This window comes from Listeria rocourtiae FSL F6-920 (assembly GCF_000525975.1).
Taxonomy (GTDB): domain Bacteria; phylum Bacillota; class Bacilli; order Lactobacillales; family Listeriaceae; genus Listeria_A; species Listeria_A rocourtiae.
The window spans coordinates 1-17,241 of the sequence record NZ_AODK01000030.1 but is presented as its reverse complement, the minus strand read 5'-3'; the positions used below and the strand labels follow the sequence as shown (position 1 = coordinate 17,241).

Here is a 17,241-nt window from a genome sequence, read left to right as displayed (position 1 = left end):
ACCTCCTGAAGATGGTTATTTGTAGTTTTCATTTTGGAATGGGGATTCGTTTGGAAACATGTATTTTTGAGTGTTGATTGTCTGCAAAAGTTGACGGATACGAAGGTTACCGCTATTTAGCAAGGCTTGGGTTTCGTTTTTGCAGTAGGGGATGCAAGCTGTGAGATAATGTTCAGCATTTTCAGTTGCAGCATAGGCATTTCCCTGATGGATAAGCTCCGCAAAAATGGCTGTTGTGATTTGTGGTGTGTCAGTCGGCGTTAGGAGGTAATATTCGTATTTTGTATTGCTCATGACCGCGTAAATACCGCCAAGTGGCCCTTTATCAAGGAATGGTTCTTGGTCTGATAGCACAGTTATGTTGCTGTCATTGAATAGAGAATCAATGCTCGTGAACAGCCCTCTGTTAGTTACGATGAATACATGATCGACAACTGGAAGTATTTTATTAGCAGTTTGTTCTACCCAAGTTTGTGCATCAGATGTCTTTCTATACAAAGCTTTATCCTCACCGAATCTTCTGGAATTTCCACCTGCAAGTACAATTCCTGCGATTTTCTTAGTTTTTGACAAGACGACCATCCTTTAGTTTTAGAATTTCTCCTGTGAGAGAGGCGGCTTCCTGGTGGTAATGGGTAACAAAAATGACAGGAATCTCAAAATCACGCGCCATCTGACCAACGAGTTCGATGCAGATGTTACGAGTGTCTTCATCTAAACCGTTGAAAGGTTCGTCAAGGAGGAGTAAATTGGGGTTAATAATCACTGCCCGAGCCATTGCTACACGCTGCTTTTCACCACCAGATAATTTTTGGACGGAGGAAAACAAAAGATGGGAAATCTTTAGGTAATCACTAATTTTACGGACTTTTTGTTCGATTTCGATGCGATTTTTTTTATGGACAGTCAGGCCGAATGCGATATTTTGAAAAACGTTCATATTTGGGAATAGGGCTAGATTTTGGAAGAGATAGCCGACTTTGCGAGCGGCAGTTGGGACGGTTATATCGCTGTATGTGTCGTCCCAAGCGGTGTTGCCAAATTCGATAATGCCTTCATCGATTGTTTTTAAACCGCTGATACATTGGAATAGTGTCGATTTGCCGGAACCGCTCGCCCCCATGATAGCTGTGACTGGAGTTATAAAATCGTGATTAATATCGAGATCGTGAAATGGTAGTTTCTTTTTTAAATTTTAAACGCAGTCCCATGAGTCACATTCCTCTCGTTAAGTTAGTTTGGCGCACTGTCAGGATGTGAATAACTAGCAGCGCGATAATACCGATGACAGCGTTGATAAGGCCCAAATAAATGGCAGTGAGCATGTCACCTTGCTGTACCATGAAAAATATACTAGAGGCGATAGTATCCGTTTTCCCCTCGATGTAACCGGCAATCATGAGGCTAGCCCCAAACTCACCCATCGCTCGGCAAAAGCTGAGTAAGATTCCTGCTAGAATTGGTTGCCAACAATTTGGTAAGATGATTTTTATAAAGATAGTTCGAGCGTTTGCGGATAAAGTTTTTGCAGCCCAAACGAGGTCATGATCAATAGAAAGAAACGCACTTTTTAATCCTTGGTACATGATTGGTAGGATGATAATCGTTGTTGCGATAATTGCACCGGCTAATGTGAAGATGAAACTGAAATTGAAGTTATTCCATAAAAAAGCACCGATTAGATCGTTTTTACCGAACAAGCTGAGCAGAATGAGACCTACGACTGTTGGCGGTAGAACGAGTGGCAGGAGAATAATAACCTCTGTAATTAGTTGGAAGCGTGATTTACGATTTGTGAAATAGTAGCTTAGTGGAAGCATGATAATAAAAGCGATAAACGTGGATACAAATGCTACTATAAGTGAGTGTAGAACTGGTGTGAGCATGAATAAACCTCCAAATTTTTATGTATTGTTGATTAAACACATGTACAAGAGTGGTTCGTACGCTCGATTTAGGAAGCTTATTGCATATTTAATCGGACAATGCAACAGACAGAGAATAACCATCTATTCACTTTAATAGAGCAATAGATGGTTATAAAGGAATTATTTAATTAACACGAGCTACCACCTTAACAGATTCTACTCTTAAAAAGAGTCATGCGCTTAGTATGGCTCTCTTTCCAATGCAATTATAGCACTATTTAAAATTGTCGTCAAAAGAGACTTGTTGCGTGATGTAATATCAAATATAAAAAATATAGGGATTTTCCCGATGCGTGAAAACGATAGAAGTTGTACCATCAAATTAAATAGCAATTTTACTGATTTTCTTTGTGAATAAAATAACAAAATGAGGTGGTACATAGTGAGGAAGAAAGGTTTACGATTCTTTAAACGGACGGAGAAATTTAATGGAAACTGGACGGTAATGGAGGAGAAAAGCCGTGCTTGGGAGAAGATGTATCGAGATCGTTGGAGTCATGACAAAGTGGTTCGTACGACGCATGGTGTTAATTGTACTGGTTCGTGCAGTTGGCAGGTTTTCGTGAAGAACGGGATTATTACGTGGGAAAATCAGGCGACAGATTACCCAAGTTGTGGGCCGGATATGCCGGAATTTGAGCCTCGTGGCTGTCCGCGTGGTGCGAGTTTTTCGTGGTATGAGTATAGCCCATTACGTGTGAAATATCCTTATGTGCGCGGGAAACTGTGGCGCCTATGGCAAAATGCATTGAAGCAATATGGCGATCCAATTAAAGCTTGGGCGAGTATCGTGGAAGACCCCGAGAAGGCAGAGAGCTACAAGGGTGCGCGTGGGAAGGGCGGACAAATCAGGGTGTCGTGGCAAGAAGCGTATTATATGGTTGCAGCGATGTTGATTTATACGATTAAGAAATATGGACCGGATCGTTTGGCTGGGTTTACGCCGATTCCTGCGATGTCGATGATTAGCTATGCAGCTGGCTCGCGCTTCTTGACATTGCTCGGTGGTGAAATGTTGAGCTTTTATGATTGGTATGCGGATTTACCGCCTGCTTCTCCACAAATTTGGGGTGAGCAAACAGATGTGCCAGAGTCTAGTGATTGGTATAACGCAGGTTATATCATGATGTGGGGGTCAAATGTGCCACTTACTCGGACACCAGATGCGCATTTCATGACGGAAGTTCGTTATAAGGGGACGAAGGTGGTTGCGGTAGCACCAGACTATGCGGAGAACGTGAAGTTTGCGGATAACTGGCTAGCACCGAATCCTGGGACGGATGCTGCACTTGCACAAGCGATGACGCATGTTATTTTGAAGGAATTTTATGTGGAACGTGCGGAGCCGCTGTTCATGGATTACGCGAAACAGTTTACTGATTTACCGTTTTTGCTGCTGCTTGATGAGACAGATAAGGGCTTGACGCCGGGGCGGTTCCTACGTGAGGATGATTTGTATGCAGGGTTGGAAAAAGCGACGCATGCGGATTGGAAAACGTGCTTGATTGATGAGACAACGGGGGATATTGTGGTTCCAAATGGGACGATGGGGCAGCGTTGGGAAGAGGGCGTAAAATGGAACTTGTCGCTTGAACGCGAGGATGGATCGATGATTGTGCCTGCGATGACGGTTGGTTTGGATAGAATCGATACGGTTGCGTTTCCTTACTTTGATAACAATGGGAATGGTATTTTTGAACGGGAATTGCCTGTTCGCGAAATTACGCTTGCTGATGGTTCGAAGCGCTTAGTAGCAACGGTTTATGATGTGATGCTAAGTCAATATGGTGTGGCGCGACATGACGGAGATCAACTGGCAGCGCGTGGTTTAGATGATGCGGAAAGTTTATATACACCTGCTTGGCAGGAGTCGGTTACGGGTGTGAAGGCAGATATCGTGACGCAGATTGCGCGGGAATTTGCACAGAATGCGATTGATACTGGCGGTCGCTCGATGATTATTATGGGTGCAGGTATTAATCACTGGTTTAATAGTGACACGATTTACCGCTCGATTTTGAACTTAGTAATTTTGACTGCTTCTCAAGGTGTGAACGGCGGAGGCTGGGCGCATTATGTTGGTCAGGAGAAATGTCGTCCCATCGAAGGCTGGCAAACAGTGGCTTTTGCGAAGGATTGGCAAGGCGCAGTGAGACAACAGAATGCAACGAGTTTCTGGTATTTTGCCACGGATCAATGGCGTTATGAAGAAATGGATACGGATGCTTTGAAATCACCTCTAGCCAAAAAAATGAGCTATAAACACGCGGCAGATTATAATGTACTGGCGGCGCGCCTTGGCTGGCTGCCTTCTTATCCGCAGTTTAACAAGAATAGTTTGCTCTTTGCGGCGGAAAATAAGGACAAATCGGATGCGGAAATCGTGTCAGGAATTGTTGATGATTTGAAGTCGGAGAAATTGCAGTTTGCAGTGGAAGACCCAGGTAACCCTGTGAATTTCCCACGTGGCCTTTTTGTGTGGCGTTCAAATCTTGTTTCTTCTAGTGGAAAAGGACAAGAGTATTTTATGAAGCATTTGTTTGGAACGACGAATAATCTATTGTCAACGCCAAACGATGAGTTTAAGCCCGAGGAAATGGTATGGCGTGATGAGGAGGCAGAAGGAAAACTAGATTTGATGGTGACGCTTGATTTTAGGATGACGGCGACGCCAATTTATTCGGATGTAGTGTTTCCTGCTGCAACGTGGTATGAGAAGACGGATATTTCGAGTACAGATATGCATCCCTTTGTGCATCCATTTAACCCAGCGATTAGTCCGCTTTGGGAGTCGAAATCGGATTGGAACATTTTCAAAGATTTGAGTCATGCGTTTTCTGAGATGGCGAAAGATCATTTGCATGAGGTACAGCGTGATGTGATTATGTTGCCGCTGAATCATGATACGCAAATGGAAATATCACAACCTTATGGTGAAATCAAGGATTGGAAAAAAGGTGAAATTGAGGCAATTCCAGGTAAAACGATGCCACATTTCCAATTTGTAGAGCGTGATTATACACAGATTTACGATAAATTTATTACGCTGGGTCCAAATGTTGGAACGGGCAAGGTCGGCGCACATGGGACACAGTTCCCGGTTGCAAATGAGTATGAAGAAATAAAAGGCATCAATGGGATTTATGAGGACGATTCGATTAAAGACGGGATGCCAATTATGGAAAATGAAAGACAAGCAGCGAATGCGATTTTGCATATTTCTAGTGCTACAAATGGAAAAGTGGCGGTCCGTGCTTGGGAAGTGGCAGAAGATGCGACAGGAATGGAGCTAAGTCATCTGGCGAAGCCGCGCGAGGCAGAGCGAATTACATTCCAGAGCATTACGTCACAACCACGAGAAGTAATTCCAACGCCAGTATTTACAGGGTCGAACACAGATGGCAAGCGTTACTCGCCGTTTACGACGAACATTGAACATTTAGTTCCGTTTCGTACGCTGACTGGGCGACAACATTTTTACATTGATCATGAGATGTTTTTACAATACGGGGAGGCGCTTCCGGTTTACAAGCCGACGTTACCTCCACAAGTTTTTGCACCCCGTGATAAAGAGATTGTTGAGACACCAGATACGATTGTTTTGCGCTATTTGACACCACATGGTAAATGGAATATTCATAGTATGTATCAAGACAATCAGCACATGTTGACGCTTTTCCGCGGTGGTCCGAATGTGTGGATTAATCATGAAGACGCTGAGGCTGGCAAAATTAAAGATAACGATTGGTTGGAAGTTTACAACCGAAATGGTGTGGTAACGGCACGTGCGGTCGTTAGTCATAGAATGCCAAAAGGAACGATGTACATGTATCACGCGCAAGACCGTCATATCAACGTTCCAGGAACTTCGATTACGGGGACACGCGGTGGTAGTCATAATGCGCCGACGAAAATCCACGTGAAACCAACACAAATGGTTGGCGGTTATGCACAGCTTAGCTACGGCTTTAACTATTATGGACCAATTGGAAATCAGCGAGATCTCTATGTTGCGGTCCGGAAACTGAATGAGGTGAATTGGCTTGAAGATTAAAGCGCAAGTTGGAATGGTAATGAATTTAGACAAATGCATCGGTTGCCATACGTGTAGTGTGACATGTAAAAATACGTGGACAAACCGCCCTGGTGCTGAATATGTTTGGTTTAATAACGTGGAAACGAAGCCAGGTATTGGTTATCCGAAACAATGGGAAGACCAAGAGCGCTACAAAGGCGGCTGGAAACTGAAGAAAGGAAAATTGGAGCTTGCAGCTGGCTCGAAGTGGAATAAGGTTATGCTTGGGAAAATTTTCTACAATCCAGATATGCCAGAGTTAAAGGATTATTACGAACCGTGGACATATAATTACGATACGCTTTTCACACCGAAAGAGAAGAAAAATCAGCCAGTTGCTCGTCCAAAATCTGTAATCACAGGAAAAGATATGGAAATCGAATGGGGTCCAAACTGGGAGGATGATTTGGCGGGTGCTCCAACGACGATGCCGCTTGATCCGAACATGAAAAATATTGAAACGGAGATAAAAACGAATTTTGAGACGGCGTTTATGATGTATTTGCCTCGTTTATGTGAACATTGTTTGAATCCATCTTGTGTGGCATCTTGTCCAAGCGGTGCGATGTACAAACGTGATGAGGACGGGATTGTGCTTGTCGATCAGGAAGCGTGTCGTGGCTGGCGTTATTGTATGACTGGTTGTCCCTATAAAAAGGTTTACTTTAACTGGAAAACGAATAAGGCCGAAAAATGTACCTTCTGTTTTCCTCGTATCGAGGCTGGTTTGCCAACGGTTTGTTCAGAGACGTGTACAGGTCGGATTCGCTATCTTGGCGTGATGCTCTATGATGCGGACGGTGTGAAGGAGGCGGCTTCGGTGGAGGATGAAAAAGAGTTGTATGAGAAGCAACTGGACTTGTTCCTTGATCCGCATGACCCAGCAGTAATTGAGCAGGCGCGTAAAGATGGAATTAAAGAAGATTGGATTAAAGCGGCGCAAAACTCACCAATTTACAAAATGGCGAAGGAATATAAGATTGCGTTTCCGCTACATCCAGAATACCGTACAATGCCAATGGTTTGGTACGTGCCACCACTTTCACCAATCATGAATTATTTTGAAGGGAAAGATTCGATTAATAATCCAGATATGATTTTTCCAGCGATTGACGAAATGCGGATTCCTGTCGATTACTTGGCGAGTTTGCTGACGGCTGGGAATACAGATGTGATTAAGACATCGCTACAAAAAATGGCGATGATGCGGATGTATATGCGAGCGGTGAGCTCTGGTAAGGATTTTGATACAGAGAAATTGGCGCGGGTTGGTATGACAGAGCAAGAAGTTAAGAAGATGTACCGCTTGCTGGCGATTGCCAAATATGAGGACCGTTTTGTAATCCCTGCGAGCCATAAAGAGGAATACATTGATACGTATAAAGCGCAAGGCTCATCCGGCTTTTCTGAGGATGTTTGTGGTGGTTGTAGCTTAGCGGACCAGATTAATAATCCAGATGTGACCAATACACCAATGCCGATGGGAAGTAGTACGCAACAACCGTCAAAATCGACGCAAGACATGTATGAAGAAAGTTTTTATGGGGGGATTTGGCGTGATTAATTATGCCTTACTAGACGAAAAACGTGCTGTTTTTGGTGCTCTTTCGGCGGTGCTATCGTATCCAGAGAAACGCTTTATTAATGATCGATTTTTGCTTTTAGAAACATTTAAGAATCCTAAAACGCTAGATTTAATTACGGCGTTTTGGGAGGAAATTTCGACGTTGACATTTGGGCAGATAACGGAGACATATGTGGATACATTTGATTTTAATAAAAAAAACAACGCTTTACATGACTTTCTATAAATTTGAGGATGCGCGGGAACGTGGGCAGATGCTGGCGAAGCTGAAAGTGCTATATGAGATGTTCGGTTTATTGCCAGATGATGCTGAGTTAACAGATTATTTGCCACTGATGCTCGAGTTTATTGATGCGGGCGATTGGTATATGGATGAGCGTTCTGGAGAGAGCATTTGAGCTTTTGATTGGTGTTATTGAGGATGGTTCGTATCATTTGCTCCAAGCGCTTGAAGCAGCTGGGAATCCGTACCGTTATGTGATTGAGGCAATGCGAAATGAATTGCGTGTTTGTGTGAAGCAGGGAGAGGAGAAGCAACATGTGGAATAATTTTTTATGGGTTGTTTTGCCCTATCTTGTTTTGGCAAGTTTTGTGTTCGGTCATATTTTCCGCTATCGTTATGACCATTTTACAGTGACCTCGAAGTCTTCGGAAATGATTGAAAAGAGACAATTAATGATTGGGAGTATTTTGTTCCATGTCGGTATTATTTTTGTTGTTGGCGGTCATTTTATCGGATTAGTCATTCCCAAAAGTTGGACGACTTCAATTGGGATTAGTGAGCATATGTATCATTTAGTTGCTGTCGGGATTGGTAGCGTGTTCGGGATTATGGCGTTTGTAGGGATGTTTTTATTGACGTTCCGGAGACTGTCAAATGATCGCGTGCGAATGACGAGCTCGATTATGGATATCATCGTAAATGTGACCTTGCTGTTGACGCTGTTTCTTGGAATGGCGAGTACGTTATTCGCCAATCCAGCGAATCCTGGATTTGATTACCGGGAATCGATTGCTATTTGGTTTAGGCAATTGTTTATTTTCCAGCCAGATGCGAGTTTAATGGCGAATGTGCCGGTGTTTTTCCAGTTGCATATTATTAGCGCTTTTATCATTTTTGCGTTGTTCCCATATACAAGATTGGTACATGCATGGAGCGTTCCATTGTCATATTTGAAGAGGAGCTATATTATTTATCGAAAATGAAAAGCCGAAGAAGCCCGTTTAGCCCTGAAAAAAATGTTAGGAGGCGCAGTAAAAGTCCTCCTTTGACTTTTACGGAGGCCACGAAATTTTCGAAGGGCTGGCTTGGGAGGCGCAGTACATGGATTACATGTTCACTTCGTTCACATGCATATTGAGGTTCTAAACGGAAGGGAGAAATAAAAATGCAACACACATCGAAAAAAGATGCGTATATCGCACTTACTATTGCCACGGTTGCGATGGCGATTTCATTTATGGTCTGGGCTTCTTTATCGCCAGTTTCCAATCAGATTGCTACGGAATTTGGTTTGTCTGATTCGCAAAAAAGTTTACTTATTGCCACACCGGTACTTCTAGGTTCGATTATGCGAATTCCAATGGGGATTTTGAGCGATCGGTACGGTGGTAAAAAAAATATATATCATTACGATGCTATTTACATTGATTCCGCTAGTTTTAATTCCATTCGCTAGCTCCTATGTTTACTTAATAACCTGCGCATTTTTCATCGGTATGGCAGGAACAACATTTGCTATCGCAATTTCCTACGTTTCTACATTTTTTCCAGCTGAAAAGCAAGGCTTAATTTTAGGTATCGCCGGAATGGGGAATATAGGTAATGCTTTAGCAGGTCTTATAATTCCGCGTATTAATGCGAATTGGGGATTCGATTGGATTTACTATTCCTTGATGATTGCGATTGTGATTATTGTCGCTATCTTTGCTATCTTTGCCAAAGAGATGAAGCTTCCAGAAGAGAAGAAAACATTGAAGCAATCTTTATCGGTCGTTAAGGATAAAAATACATGGTACTTATCTTTGTTCTACTTCCTTACATTTGGTTCTTTTGTGGCGCTTAGCAATTATTTACCAGCTTTCATGGGAGATCAGTTCTCGATTGGTGCCGTAAATGCTGGATTATTCTCTGCTGGTTTCGCAGCAACTGCAACGTTCATGCGCCCTGTTGGCGGCATTCTAGCGGATAGGCTGAACCCGACAAAATTGCTGACAACAGGTTTTGCGATGGTTGCTGTGCTGGCGTTCTTGATTGCTTTTTCGCTGACACAATACGGCTTGTTCACAACGCTTATCTTCATTACAGCACTTATCGTGGGACTTGGAAACGGGATTATCTTCAAAATGGTACCGATGGTTTCAAAAGGAAATACAGGAGCAGTAACGGGATTTGTTGGTGCTGCTGGTGGACTTGGTGGCTTTTTCCCGCCCCTTCTACTCGGTATTATTAAACAAAATACAGGTTCTTATGCGCTCGGATTTATTTTACTTGGCGTGTTTGCGTTCGTTTGTCTTATAACAGTTTGGGCTGTTTATCTACGGAAACCAGTTGTAACAACATGATTTGTCGACATGCTGAAGTTTGGTGAAAAATCAGGTGAAATAGTTTTTCTACAGTCTGAGACAGTGAAACTATTTCACTGTCTTTTTTTAAAGAAATTCCGTACAATAGGGATAGATTGAAGTGGGGGAATTTGATGAAAAAATGGATGGCAAGTAGTTTAGTTTTTGTTGTGTTACTGGCTATTTTGGCTGGATGTGGCACACAGGAAACGCAAACAATACATATTTCCGTGGCGGCGAGTTTGAAGGACGTAATGGATGACGTGAAGCCTTTGTATGAGAAGAGTCATAATCATGTGAAATTGGAATTTGACTTTGCTGGTTCAGGGCAGATACGTGAGCGTGTGGTTAATGGAGCACCAATTGATGGTGTTGTATTGGCAAGCGTGACGGATATGGATACATTGATGGATAAAAAATTAGTTGGCAATAAGCAACAAATTGCGTCAAATACCTTGGTGGCTGTGATGCCGAATAAGAGTATTCCAACTAATAATATTAAGGAAGAATTAGCAAAGGCCCATGTGATTGCTATCGGTGATCCGAACTCTGTTCCAGCTGGAAAATATGCAGTGGAATTTTTAATGAAAGAGCAGTTAATGGACAGCGTAAAATCACGATTCGTGAAGGCAAGTGACGTTCGACAAGTCCTTGCGTATGTGGAATCAGGCAATGCAGATATTGGATTTGTTTATAAAACAGATGCAATGATTTCGAAAAAAGTGCAAACAGCATATAAAATTGATAGTGCACTGTATAATCCGATTGGTTATTATGCAGCAGTGATTAAAGATTCTGATATGGCTGATGAGACATCTCAATTTATGGAGTACATGAAAGGAAATCAAGCGCAGCGTATTTTAAAGAAGTATGGATTTGGTGAGGTAAAATAATTACAAGTGAGCGCTTACACTGTTATTTTCACAAGGATTGATGTATAGTGGAACTAGTTGAATTTTGCGAGAAAGGAAAGTGTCTGGCATGTTGGATAGACGAGTAGCAATTCGAATAGAGGAAGCACAAAAGCGATTAATGGAGAACGCTGTCATGCTTGGTGTAGAAGAGCTTGCAATCACAGACGCAAATGGTCGGATTCTAGCGCAGGAAGTAAAAGCAGCGATGGCAATGCCATATTTTAGGCGTTCAGGCTATGACGGTTTTGCGATTCGGGCGGAAGATGATACGGACTATCCGCGAACTTTTCAAGTTGTGGCAGACGTGCCGTGTGGTGCTACCTATAATCATGACTTACAGGAAAATGAGACGGTGCGAATTATGACAGGTGCCAAAGTTCCAGAGAATGCTGGTAAAGTTATTATGTTGGAGCAATCACGTGAAACGGATAATCCAGCAACGATTACACTCATTAATACGCACAAAAATACAAATATTACAGAGCGCGGCGAAGAGTTTGAAGTAGGCGCTACGCTACTCCAAGCACATCATCACTTGAATCCTGGCTCTATCAGTTTACTTGCCGCATTCGGCATTCCAAATGTGACAGTTTTCCGCAAGCCACGTGTCGCAATTTTATCCACAGGCTCCGAACTTATCCAACCTGGAGAGTCTCTCCCAGACGGTAAAATCTTCAATAGTAACCACCTTATGTTGGCGGCTTTAGCAAAAGATGCAGGCGCACAAGTCATTGCAATAGAACAAATAGAGGATGATTTAGCGTTAACAAAAAAACGGCTCACCGACCTTGCCAAACAAGCAGATCTAATCCTCACAACAGGCGGAGTTTCTGTCGGAGACTTCGATTTTATGGCAATCATTGCAAAAGAAGATGCCGAACTTCTCTATAATAAAATTCAAATGCGACCAGGAAGCGTCACGACAGCGATGCGCTATGAAAACACACTAGTTGCAGCTCTTTCCGGTAATCCCGGCGCATGTTTCACCGCATTCCATTTGCTAATTGCACCAATCCTTGCCAAAATGAGCGGAGATATCGAAACCCAGTTTACTTTTCAACGGGCAAAAATGGGGGCGGATTATTCGAAAAATAATGCTTACGATCGTTTTCTACGTGGGCAATTGCTATACGAAGGAAGCGAACTCATCGCGGTTCCAGTCGGTAGCGACATGTCGAGTGCGCTTGGCAATTTACACTTAACGGAATGCCTTATCAGAATACCGAGTGGCAAAACGGGCAAATATAAAGGAGAGGAGATTGAGATATGGCGCTTATCTTCCAAATAACAGGATTCAAAAAAAGTGGCAAAACAACGCTTACAAACTGTTTTGTGCAACAGTTAAAAATGAAGGATTATACGGTTGCTGTTATTAAACATGATGCTCATGCGTTCGCAATCGATCACCCAGATACTGATTCCTATTCCTTTCGCGAAAGTGGCGCAGATATTGTCGCTCTATCCTCCGCATCCCAACACGCGATTATGGTAGATCGAGGAATCACACTGAAAGATATGATTGCCAGTTTGCCGATGACGGACGTAATTCTAATCGAGGGTTATAAGGAGGCGCCATTTCCAAAAATTGTGATGGTACGAGATGCAGAGGACATTGCAACATTAAAAACACTGCCAGCAATCCATACGATAGCAACGTTGTATGACAGTCTTCCAGCTGACATTTTGAAAGTAGGCACACAAGCCGCACAAGAAGCACTATGTCAAAAGATAATCGAGGAATTTTTACAATGATAGATGTTAGATTGCAGCATGAGCCGATTGATGTAGGCTCGTCATACCAAGCGTTAGTGAATGCTAAGTTCGGCGCTGTGAACATGTTTGTCGGTACGATTCGCGAATGGACCGGCGAGATTCAGACGCAGACAATTCGTTACACGGCATACAAAGAAATGGCGATGAAGGAACTGTCGAAATTGGCGCATGAAGTAGAAGTGAAATATGATGCGGATGTGATTGTCATTCACCGTTTAGGCGAGTTACAGTTGACTGATATCGCTGTATTCATTGGGGTTGCAACGCCTCACCGTGCCGCTTCCTATGAAGGTTCACGTTTTATCATTGAGGAACTAAAAAAAACGGGTACCTATTTGGAAAGAAGAGATGGATACGGATCGTGTTCGATGGGGAGGTGAGCGAGATGACGCCCATTAAACTATTCGCTTTTCTTGTCCAGAAAGCAGGCTTTTCTCAAATAAATTTCGACCTTTCTGATTGCAAGACTGTTGCAGATGTGAGACAGTTAGTGAGTAAGGAAATTCCAGCAATTGAAGCTGATGTTGCCAAATGCATGATCGCGGTCAACATGGAGTTCCAAGCAGATGATTACCAATTGACAGATGTTTCAGAAATCGCGATAATCCCTCCAGTAAGCGGAGGATGAGATGAAGGAGACGATAAAATGACGGATGAATTATCACACTTCAATGAGGAACAGCGTGCTCACATGGTAGATGTAACGAAGAAAAGTGAAACACAAAGACGTGCTATTGCTCAAACGACGCTACATATGGAAGAAGCGACTTTGACACGTATTAAAGATGGACGTATTGATAAAGGTGATGTACTCGCTGTTGCACAAGTAGCAGGAATTATGGCTACGAAAAAAACAAGTGAACTAATCCCAATGTGTCACCCGATTATGACGACCAAAGTGAATATCATGTTTACTGATGATGGTAAAGACCATCTAACGATTATCGCAGAGGTTGTGACTATCGGCAAAACTGGTGTCGAGATGGAGGCTCTTACTGCTGTAACTGTGACCGCATTAACAGTTTACGACATGTGCAAAGCGATAGATAAAAAAAATAGTCATTGAAAACACGCATCTTGTTGAAAAAACAGGAGGTAAAAGCGGAAAATTCCGTTTCGATAAATAATAAATAGGAGGCAGGTATTATGCAATTATTAACCGATCGCTTTGGACGCGTCCATGATTATATACGCATTTCTGTTACAGATCGTTGTAATTTGCGCTGCGTATACTGTATGCCTGATGAAGGTATGACATTCCTACCTCACGAACAAGTCTTATCCAAAGATGAAATTATTGACTTTATGAAAATCATGGTCGGTTTTGGCATCAAAAAAGTTCGAATTACAGGTGGTGAGCCGCTTTTACGAACAGATATTGTAGACATTATTGCAGGCATCAGCGCTATTCCAGAAATTGAAGATATCGCAGTAACAACGAATGCAATGTACCTTGTCAAAAAAGCAGAAGCCTTGAAAGCAGCTGGGCTAACACGCGTTAATATAAGCTTAGATTCCTTACATGAAGACCGTTTCAAAACAATTACACGTGGTGGTAAGCTACAAAAAGTATTGGACGGCATCGCGAAAGCAGAAGAAGTCGGCTTTTTTCCGATTAAGCTGAATGTTGTTTTGATTAAAGGCCAGAATGACGATGAAATTTTAGATTTTCTTCAGTTTACGAAAGATAAGGATATCAACATCCGTTTTATTGAATATATGCCGATTGGTCACGCTGGTGATGGTTGGAAAAAACAGTATTTATCATTACAAACAATTTTCGATGCATGTGATGAGGCCGGACTTTCCTATCAATCAGTAGACTCGATTCGTGGCAACGGTCCATCGGAGAACTATCGGTTAGAAGGCGCGAAAGGCACATTTGGCTTGATTCACCCAGTTAGTTCTCATTTTTGCGCGAGTTGTAACAGGTTGCGCTTAACTGCGGATGGCTACATTAAAGCATGTCTCTATTGGGATGAAGAAATGAATATTCGCCCGTTCATCAATGACCCAGAAAAATTAATGGCGCTCGTGCAAAAATCTATTGATAATAAACCAGAAAGTCACGAGATGGCGATTGCTTTGCAGGATGAAATGCAGTCTCATAAACCGACGACACGACGCATGAGCCAGATAGGTGGATAGTATCTTCTTGTATAGACTCTAGGCGTAGAAAAATAAGATATTTTGCATGCAAATTAGGAAAGGTCTGCATCCCCATTTTTGGAGGTGCGGATTTTCTTGTATAGGAGCGAATAAAATGACAGAAAAACCAATAATAGGCTTCATTATTGAGAGCACTCGTCCAATGCGTGCTTGCCACACGGTGGCAGAATGGGCAATGAAAGAGGTGTAACATGAATTGCTAAATCTAATTTGATTGGTCTTGTTAAGGTAAATCTTCCATTTTTAGATGAACCAAAGATTCCAGTACATCATAATTATGAGCAGTAGCACACGAAAGCTTGGAGTCGTGTGATTAATGAATATGATGGATTCGTCCTTGTTTTTCCACAATATAATTGGGGATATCCCGCAGTTCTGAAAAATGTATTGGATTTTCTATACGATGAGTGGCGCGTTAAATCTGTAAGTATTATGTGTTACGTTAGTTATGGTGATTTTCAAGCAGCGTTTAGTAGGGGGAGGAAGAGCAAAACGCTGATATACAATGCTAAAAAAATTTTAAAAAGGCTGTAACCTATGGATATAAAATAGATTGCAGCCCTTTTTATTTATAAAAAATACAGCATTTAGAATGTGTGGCAAGATACCATGTCTGGGAGAGAAAAGACATCTATTCTGCGAGACTTTCGTCCAGAAAAGGTCAATAAAGGGAATATGTTATAGAAGGAGCAAGATGTATAAACATATCTAAGCGTTCACGTTGTTATTTCATGTTCGATACTGTCGCACTTCAATTGTAGATTCGAGATATTAAAAGTTATCAACAATAGATTTGAGCCGGTCCAGATCTCCCTTTGTGGGAGGCATATTCCATAATAAAGTCTCTACTGTATTGGATAATATGAGTGGGTAGTCACTAATGATTATGTCATACTCTTCTAAGTGTTCGTATGAATAAAGATCCTCACTAAAGTCTACAAGTTCCTTAGGAAAACATTTTCGAATCTCATATTTCATGAATTGCTCCCACAGATGTCCTTTTTTTGATAAAACTTTAATTTTTATAGGGCTATAGATTGTTTTTGATAAGGTGGCGACATTAATAAACTCGTACAAGTAGGTAAGAATAACAGCTTTATTATCTTTAATGAATTCGAGTTCTTTATTTTGTGATGCCTCATCAATAATCTGTTGAATTTTGTTCTTATCTAGCCATTCAGGATAAGTTGTTCTTGAGAAATAATCAATATCAACAATATGGGTGGTTCGTTCTATGAATGTGAACTTAGAAAAATAATTAAGAAGGTCAGCTTTTAAGGCCTCCAAATTTTTATTTTTCCCTCCAATCAGTTGTACTAACTGATTAACAAGATTATATCTTGCGGGTCGCCATTTTTTGTTGTAGGTGAGCATTCGGAACATAATGTCATTATCAAAAAAAGTAAACGGAGTTAAAAAACATGCCAATAGTAATAAGTAACACTCAGTATCTGGTAATTCTAGACCTATCCCTTCTTCTAAAATAGTAAAATCAATCGCAGCTAGATAGTATAAACTTGAAAAATCATTTATTAAGGAAAGACTCTGTTTAGATAGTTGCGCAAAGTGACCATTCTTTATTCGAGTGAGACTTATACCAAGCGCAATAGCATAGTCAATTTTGGAGGCAGGTGGCAGATAAATGCCAAGAAAACGTGTTGTTTTTTCTATAAATGTATTTATTATCTCCAGAGGAATGCCTGGAAAATCCCAACCTGAAAAAAGGTAGGCTCTTTCAAATAGATGAAAATTAAAAAAATCGAATATTTACTTCGTTTCCTAAAATTTCTAGAGGTTGTCGCCCCAAAAATAAACGATTCTCTGCCAGGATAGCATCGAACTCTTCTAATTTTAAATAGGCGTTGGAAATACTAATAGATTCTGACTCCGCAATTTTTTCGACGAATTCAGGAGTATCACTAAATGTTAATTTCGCTATTTTATAGATATCACTATGATATGTCATATAAGCGCTTATTAATGAAATATTTATGGTAGTATCATTATGCTTTTTTAAATATAATAAATTTTTTGGTACACTGCAATTTGAAAGGAAAACGTTTCATAAAGCTGGTTTATTTCATCGATATCTTTGTTGAGTGTTTTTATAGTGATGCCTAATTTATCTGACATTTGCTGCTTTTCGATATAAGAATCGGAGTAAAATAGTAAGTTGAGTATACTTAGCTTCCGAAAAGAAGATTTGTTCAATATTTTTTTCCATGTATTAA

General features: G+C 41.4%; 17 protein-coding genes and 4 pseudogenes. 15 read left to right on the top strand and 6 right to left on the bottom strand.

Annotated elements, in window-relative coordinates; genetic code table 11:
* Positions 1 to 15: 15 nt before the first annotated feature.
* Genes PROCOU_RS10270 through PROCOU_RS10260 form a run of 3 tightly spaced genes read right to left on the bottom strand, consistent with a single transcriptional unit; the run spans position 16 to position 1,886 of the window.
* Entirely contained in the window at positions 16 to 573 is a 558-nt protein-coding gene (locus tag PROCOU_RS10270; RefSeq protein WP_159101214.1) for a molybdenum cofactor guanylyltransferase, read from the bottom strand.
* Positions 560 to 1,159 carry an ATP-binding cassette domain-containing protein gene (locus tag PROCOU_RS10265; protein ID WP_051994341.1) on the bottom strand — a complete coding sequence of 200 codons (600 nt, stop codon included), beginning with the start codon at positions 1,157 to 1,159 and terminating at the stop codon, positions 560 to 562. Before PROCOU_RS10265 ends, PROCOU_RS10270 begins: the two co-directional genes overlap by 14 nt.
* Positions 1,160 to 1,214: 55 nt before the next feature.
* Complete coding sequence (locus PROCOU_RS10260; RefSeq protein WP_036072172.1) at positions 1,215 to 1,886, bottom strand: molybdate ABC transporter permease subunit; 672 nt, start codon at positions 1,884 to 1,886, stop codon at positions 1,215 to 1,217.
* 421 nt (positions 1,887 to 2,307) lie between these two features.
* Between PROCOU_RS10260 and PROCOU_RS10255 the strand changes: the two genes are divergently transcribed.
* The 15 genes and pseudogenes from PROCOU_RS10255 to PROCOU_RS19345 form a co-directional block, all read left to right on the top strand.
* Positions 2,308 to 5,982: a nitrate reductase subunit alpha gene (locus PROCOU_RS10255; RefSeq protein ID WP_036072234.1), complete on the top strand. Its 3,675-nt coding sequence runs from the start codon at positions 2,308 to 2,310 to the stop codon at positions 5,980 to 5,982.
* Positions 5,972 to 7,567, top strand: a complete 1,596-nt coding sequence (gene narH, locus PROCOU_RS10250) for a nitrate reductase subunit beta (protein WP_036072170.1) — start codon at positions 5,972 to 5,974, stop codon at positions 7,565 to 7,567. Before PROCOU_RS10255 ends, narH begins: the two co-directional genes overlap by 11 nt.
* Complete coding sequence (locus tag PROCOU_RS18550) at positions 7,560 to 7,814, top strand: hypothetical protein (protein WP_244266292.1); 255 nt, start codon at positions 7,560 to 7,562, stop codon at positions 7,812 to 7,814. Before narH ends, PROCOU_RS18550 begins: the two co-directional genes overlap by 8 nt.
* Positions 7,801 to 7,986: a hypothetical protein gene (locus PROCOU_RS18545; RefSeq protein WP_244266291.1), complete on the top strand. Its 186-nt coding sequence runs from the start codon at positions 7,801 to 7,803 to the stop codon at positions 7,984 to 7,986. The genes PROCOU_RS18550 and PROCOU_RS18545 overlap by 14 nt, the downstream gene beginning before the upstream one ends.
* On the top strand, positions 7,961 to 8,137 hold the full coding sequence (locus tag PROCOU_RS18540; protein ID WP_244266290.1) for a hypothetical protein: 177 nt from the start codon (positions 7,961 to 7,963) through the stop codon (positions 8,135 to 8,137). Before PROCOU_RS18545 ends, PROCOU_RS18540 begins: the two co-directional genes overlap by 26 nt.
* Complete coding sequence (gene narI / locus PROCOU_RS10240) at positions 8,127 to 8,795, top strand: respiratory nitrate reductase subunit gamma (protein ID WP_036072168.1); 669 nt, start codon at positions 8,127 to 8,129, stop codon at positions 8,793 to 8,795. The genes PROCOU_RS18540 and narI overlap by 11 nt, the downstream gene beginning before the upstream one ends.
* Positions 8,796 to 8,977: 182 nt before the next feature.
* Positions 8,978 to 10,154: pseudogene (locus PROCOU_RS10235) on the top strand (nitrate/nitrite transporter).
* A gap of 134 nt (positions 10,155 to 10,288) precedes the next feature.
* Complete coding sequence (modA, locus tag PROCOU_RS10230; protein ID WP_036072166.1) at positions 10,289 to 11,047, top strand: molybdate ABC transporter substrate-binding protein; 759 nt, start codon at positions 10,289 to 10,291, stop codon at positions 11,045 to 11,047.
* An 88-nt stretch (positions 11,048 to 11,135) separates the two neighbouring features.
* Positions 11,136 to 12,356, top strand: coding sequence for a molybdopterin molybdotransferase MoeA (locus PROCOU_RS10225; protein WP_036072164.1), 1,221 nt, complete (start codon positions 11,136 to 11,138; stop codon positions 12,354 to 12,356).
* Complete coding sequence (gene mobB / locus PROCOU_RS10220) at positions 12,335 to 12,820, top strand: molybdopterin-guanine dinucleotide biosynthesis protein B (RefSeq protein ID WP_036072162.1); 486 nt, start codon at positions 12,335 to 12,337, stop codon at positions 12,818 to 12,820. Before PROCOU_RS10225 ends, mobB begins: the two co-directional genes overlap by 22 nt.
* A pseudogene (locus tag PROCOU_RS10215) lies at positions 12,817 to 13,240 on the top strand (molybdenum cofactor biosynthesis protein MoaE). Before mobB ends, PROCOU_RS10215 begins: the two are co-directional and overlap by 4 nt.
* Positions 13,227 to 13,469 carry a molybdopterin converting factor subunit 1 gene (moaD, locus tag PROCOU_RS10210; RefSeq protein ID WP_036072160.1) on the top strand — a complete coding sequence of 81 codons (243 nt, stop codon included), beginning with the start codon at positions 13,227 to 13,229 and terminating at the stop codon, positions 13,467 to 13,469. The pseudogene PROCOU_RS10215 and the gene moaD overlap by 14 nt, the downstream one beginning before the upstream one ends.
* An 18-nt stretch (positions 13,470 to 13,487) precedes the next feature.
* A pseudogene (moaC, locus tag PROCOU_RS10205) lies at positions 13,488 to 13,968 on the top strand (cyclic pyranopterin monophosphate synthase MoaC).
* Positions 13,969 to 13,987: 19 nt separating this feature from the next.
* A complete protein-coding gene (gene moaA, locus PROCOU_RS10200) occupies positions 13,988 to 14,989 on the top strand; it encodes a GTP 3',8-cyclase MoaA (protein ID WP_036072158.1) in 1,002 nt (333 codons plus the stop codon).
* A 321-nt stretch (positions 14,990 to 15,310) separates the two neighbouring features.
* Positions 15,311 to 15,544, top strand: a pseudogene (locus tag PROCOU_RS19345) (NADPH-dependent FMN reductase); the annotation flags it as partial.
* Between the two features lie 237 nt (positions 15,545 to 15,781).
* On the opposite strand, the gene PROCOU_RS10190 reads toward PROCOU_RS19345, so the two are convergent.
* The 3 genes from PROCOU_RS10190 to PROCOU_RS10180 all read right to left on the bottom strand — a co-directional run.
* A complete protein-coding gene (locus PROCOU_RS10190) occupies positions 15,782 to 16,297 on the bottom strand; it encodes a hypothetical protein (protein WP_036072156.1) in 516 nt (171 codons plus the stop codon).
* A gap of 463 nt (positions 16,298 to 16,760) precedes the next feature.
* Positions 16,761 to 16,988 (bottom strand): helix-turn-helix domain-containing protein, encoded by a 228-nt coding sequence (locus PROCOU_RS10185; protein ID WP_279625185.1) that lies wholly within the window; start codon positions 16,986 to 16,988, stop codon positions 16,761 to 16,763.
* A 35-nt stretch (positions 16,989 to 17,023) separates the two neighbouring features.
* On the bottom strand, positions 17,024 to 17,241 hold a 218-nt coding region (locus PROCOU_RS10180), incomplete at its 5' end, for a helix-turn-helix domain-containing protein (protein ID WP_036072152.1).

Bases quoted from the DNA above. Each gene is read 5' to 3' on its own strand.
- PROCOU_RS10260 (WP_036072172.1), bottom strand. From the start codon at position 1,886: ATGCTCACACCAGTTCTACACTCACTTATAGTAGCATTTGTATCCACG.
- PROCOU_RS18545 (WP_244266291.1), top strand. From the start codon at position 7,801: ATGACTTTCTATAAATTTGAGGATGCGCGGGAACGTGGGCAGATGCTG.
- PROCOU_RS18540 (WP_244266290.1), top strand. From the start codon at position 7,961: ATGAGCGTTCTGGAGAGAGCATTTGAGCTTTTGATTGGTGTTATTGAG.
- narI (WP_036072168.1), top strand. From the start codon at position 8,127: ATGTGGAATAATTTTTTATGGGTTGTTTTGCCCTATCTTGTTTTGGCA.
- modA (WP_036072166.1), top strand. From the start codon at position 10,289: ATGAAAAAATGGATGGCAAGTAGTTTAGTTTTTGTTGTGTTACTGGCT.
- PROCOU_RS10225 (WP_036072164.1), top strand. From the start codon at position 11,136: ATGTTGGATAGACGAGTAGCAATTCGAATAGAGGAAGCACAAAAGCGA.
- mobB (WP_036072162.1), top strand. From the start codon at position 12,335: ATGGCGCTTATCTTCCAAATAACAGGATTCAAAAAAAGTGGCAAAACA.
- moaD (WP_036072160.1), top strand. From the start codon at position 13,227: ATGACGCCCATTAAACTATTCGCTTTTCTTGTCCAGAAAGCAGGCTTT.
- moaA (WP_036072158.1), top strand. From the start codon at position 13,988: ATGCAATTATTAACCGATCGCTTTGGACGCGTCCATGATTATATACGC.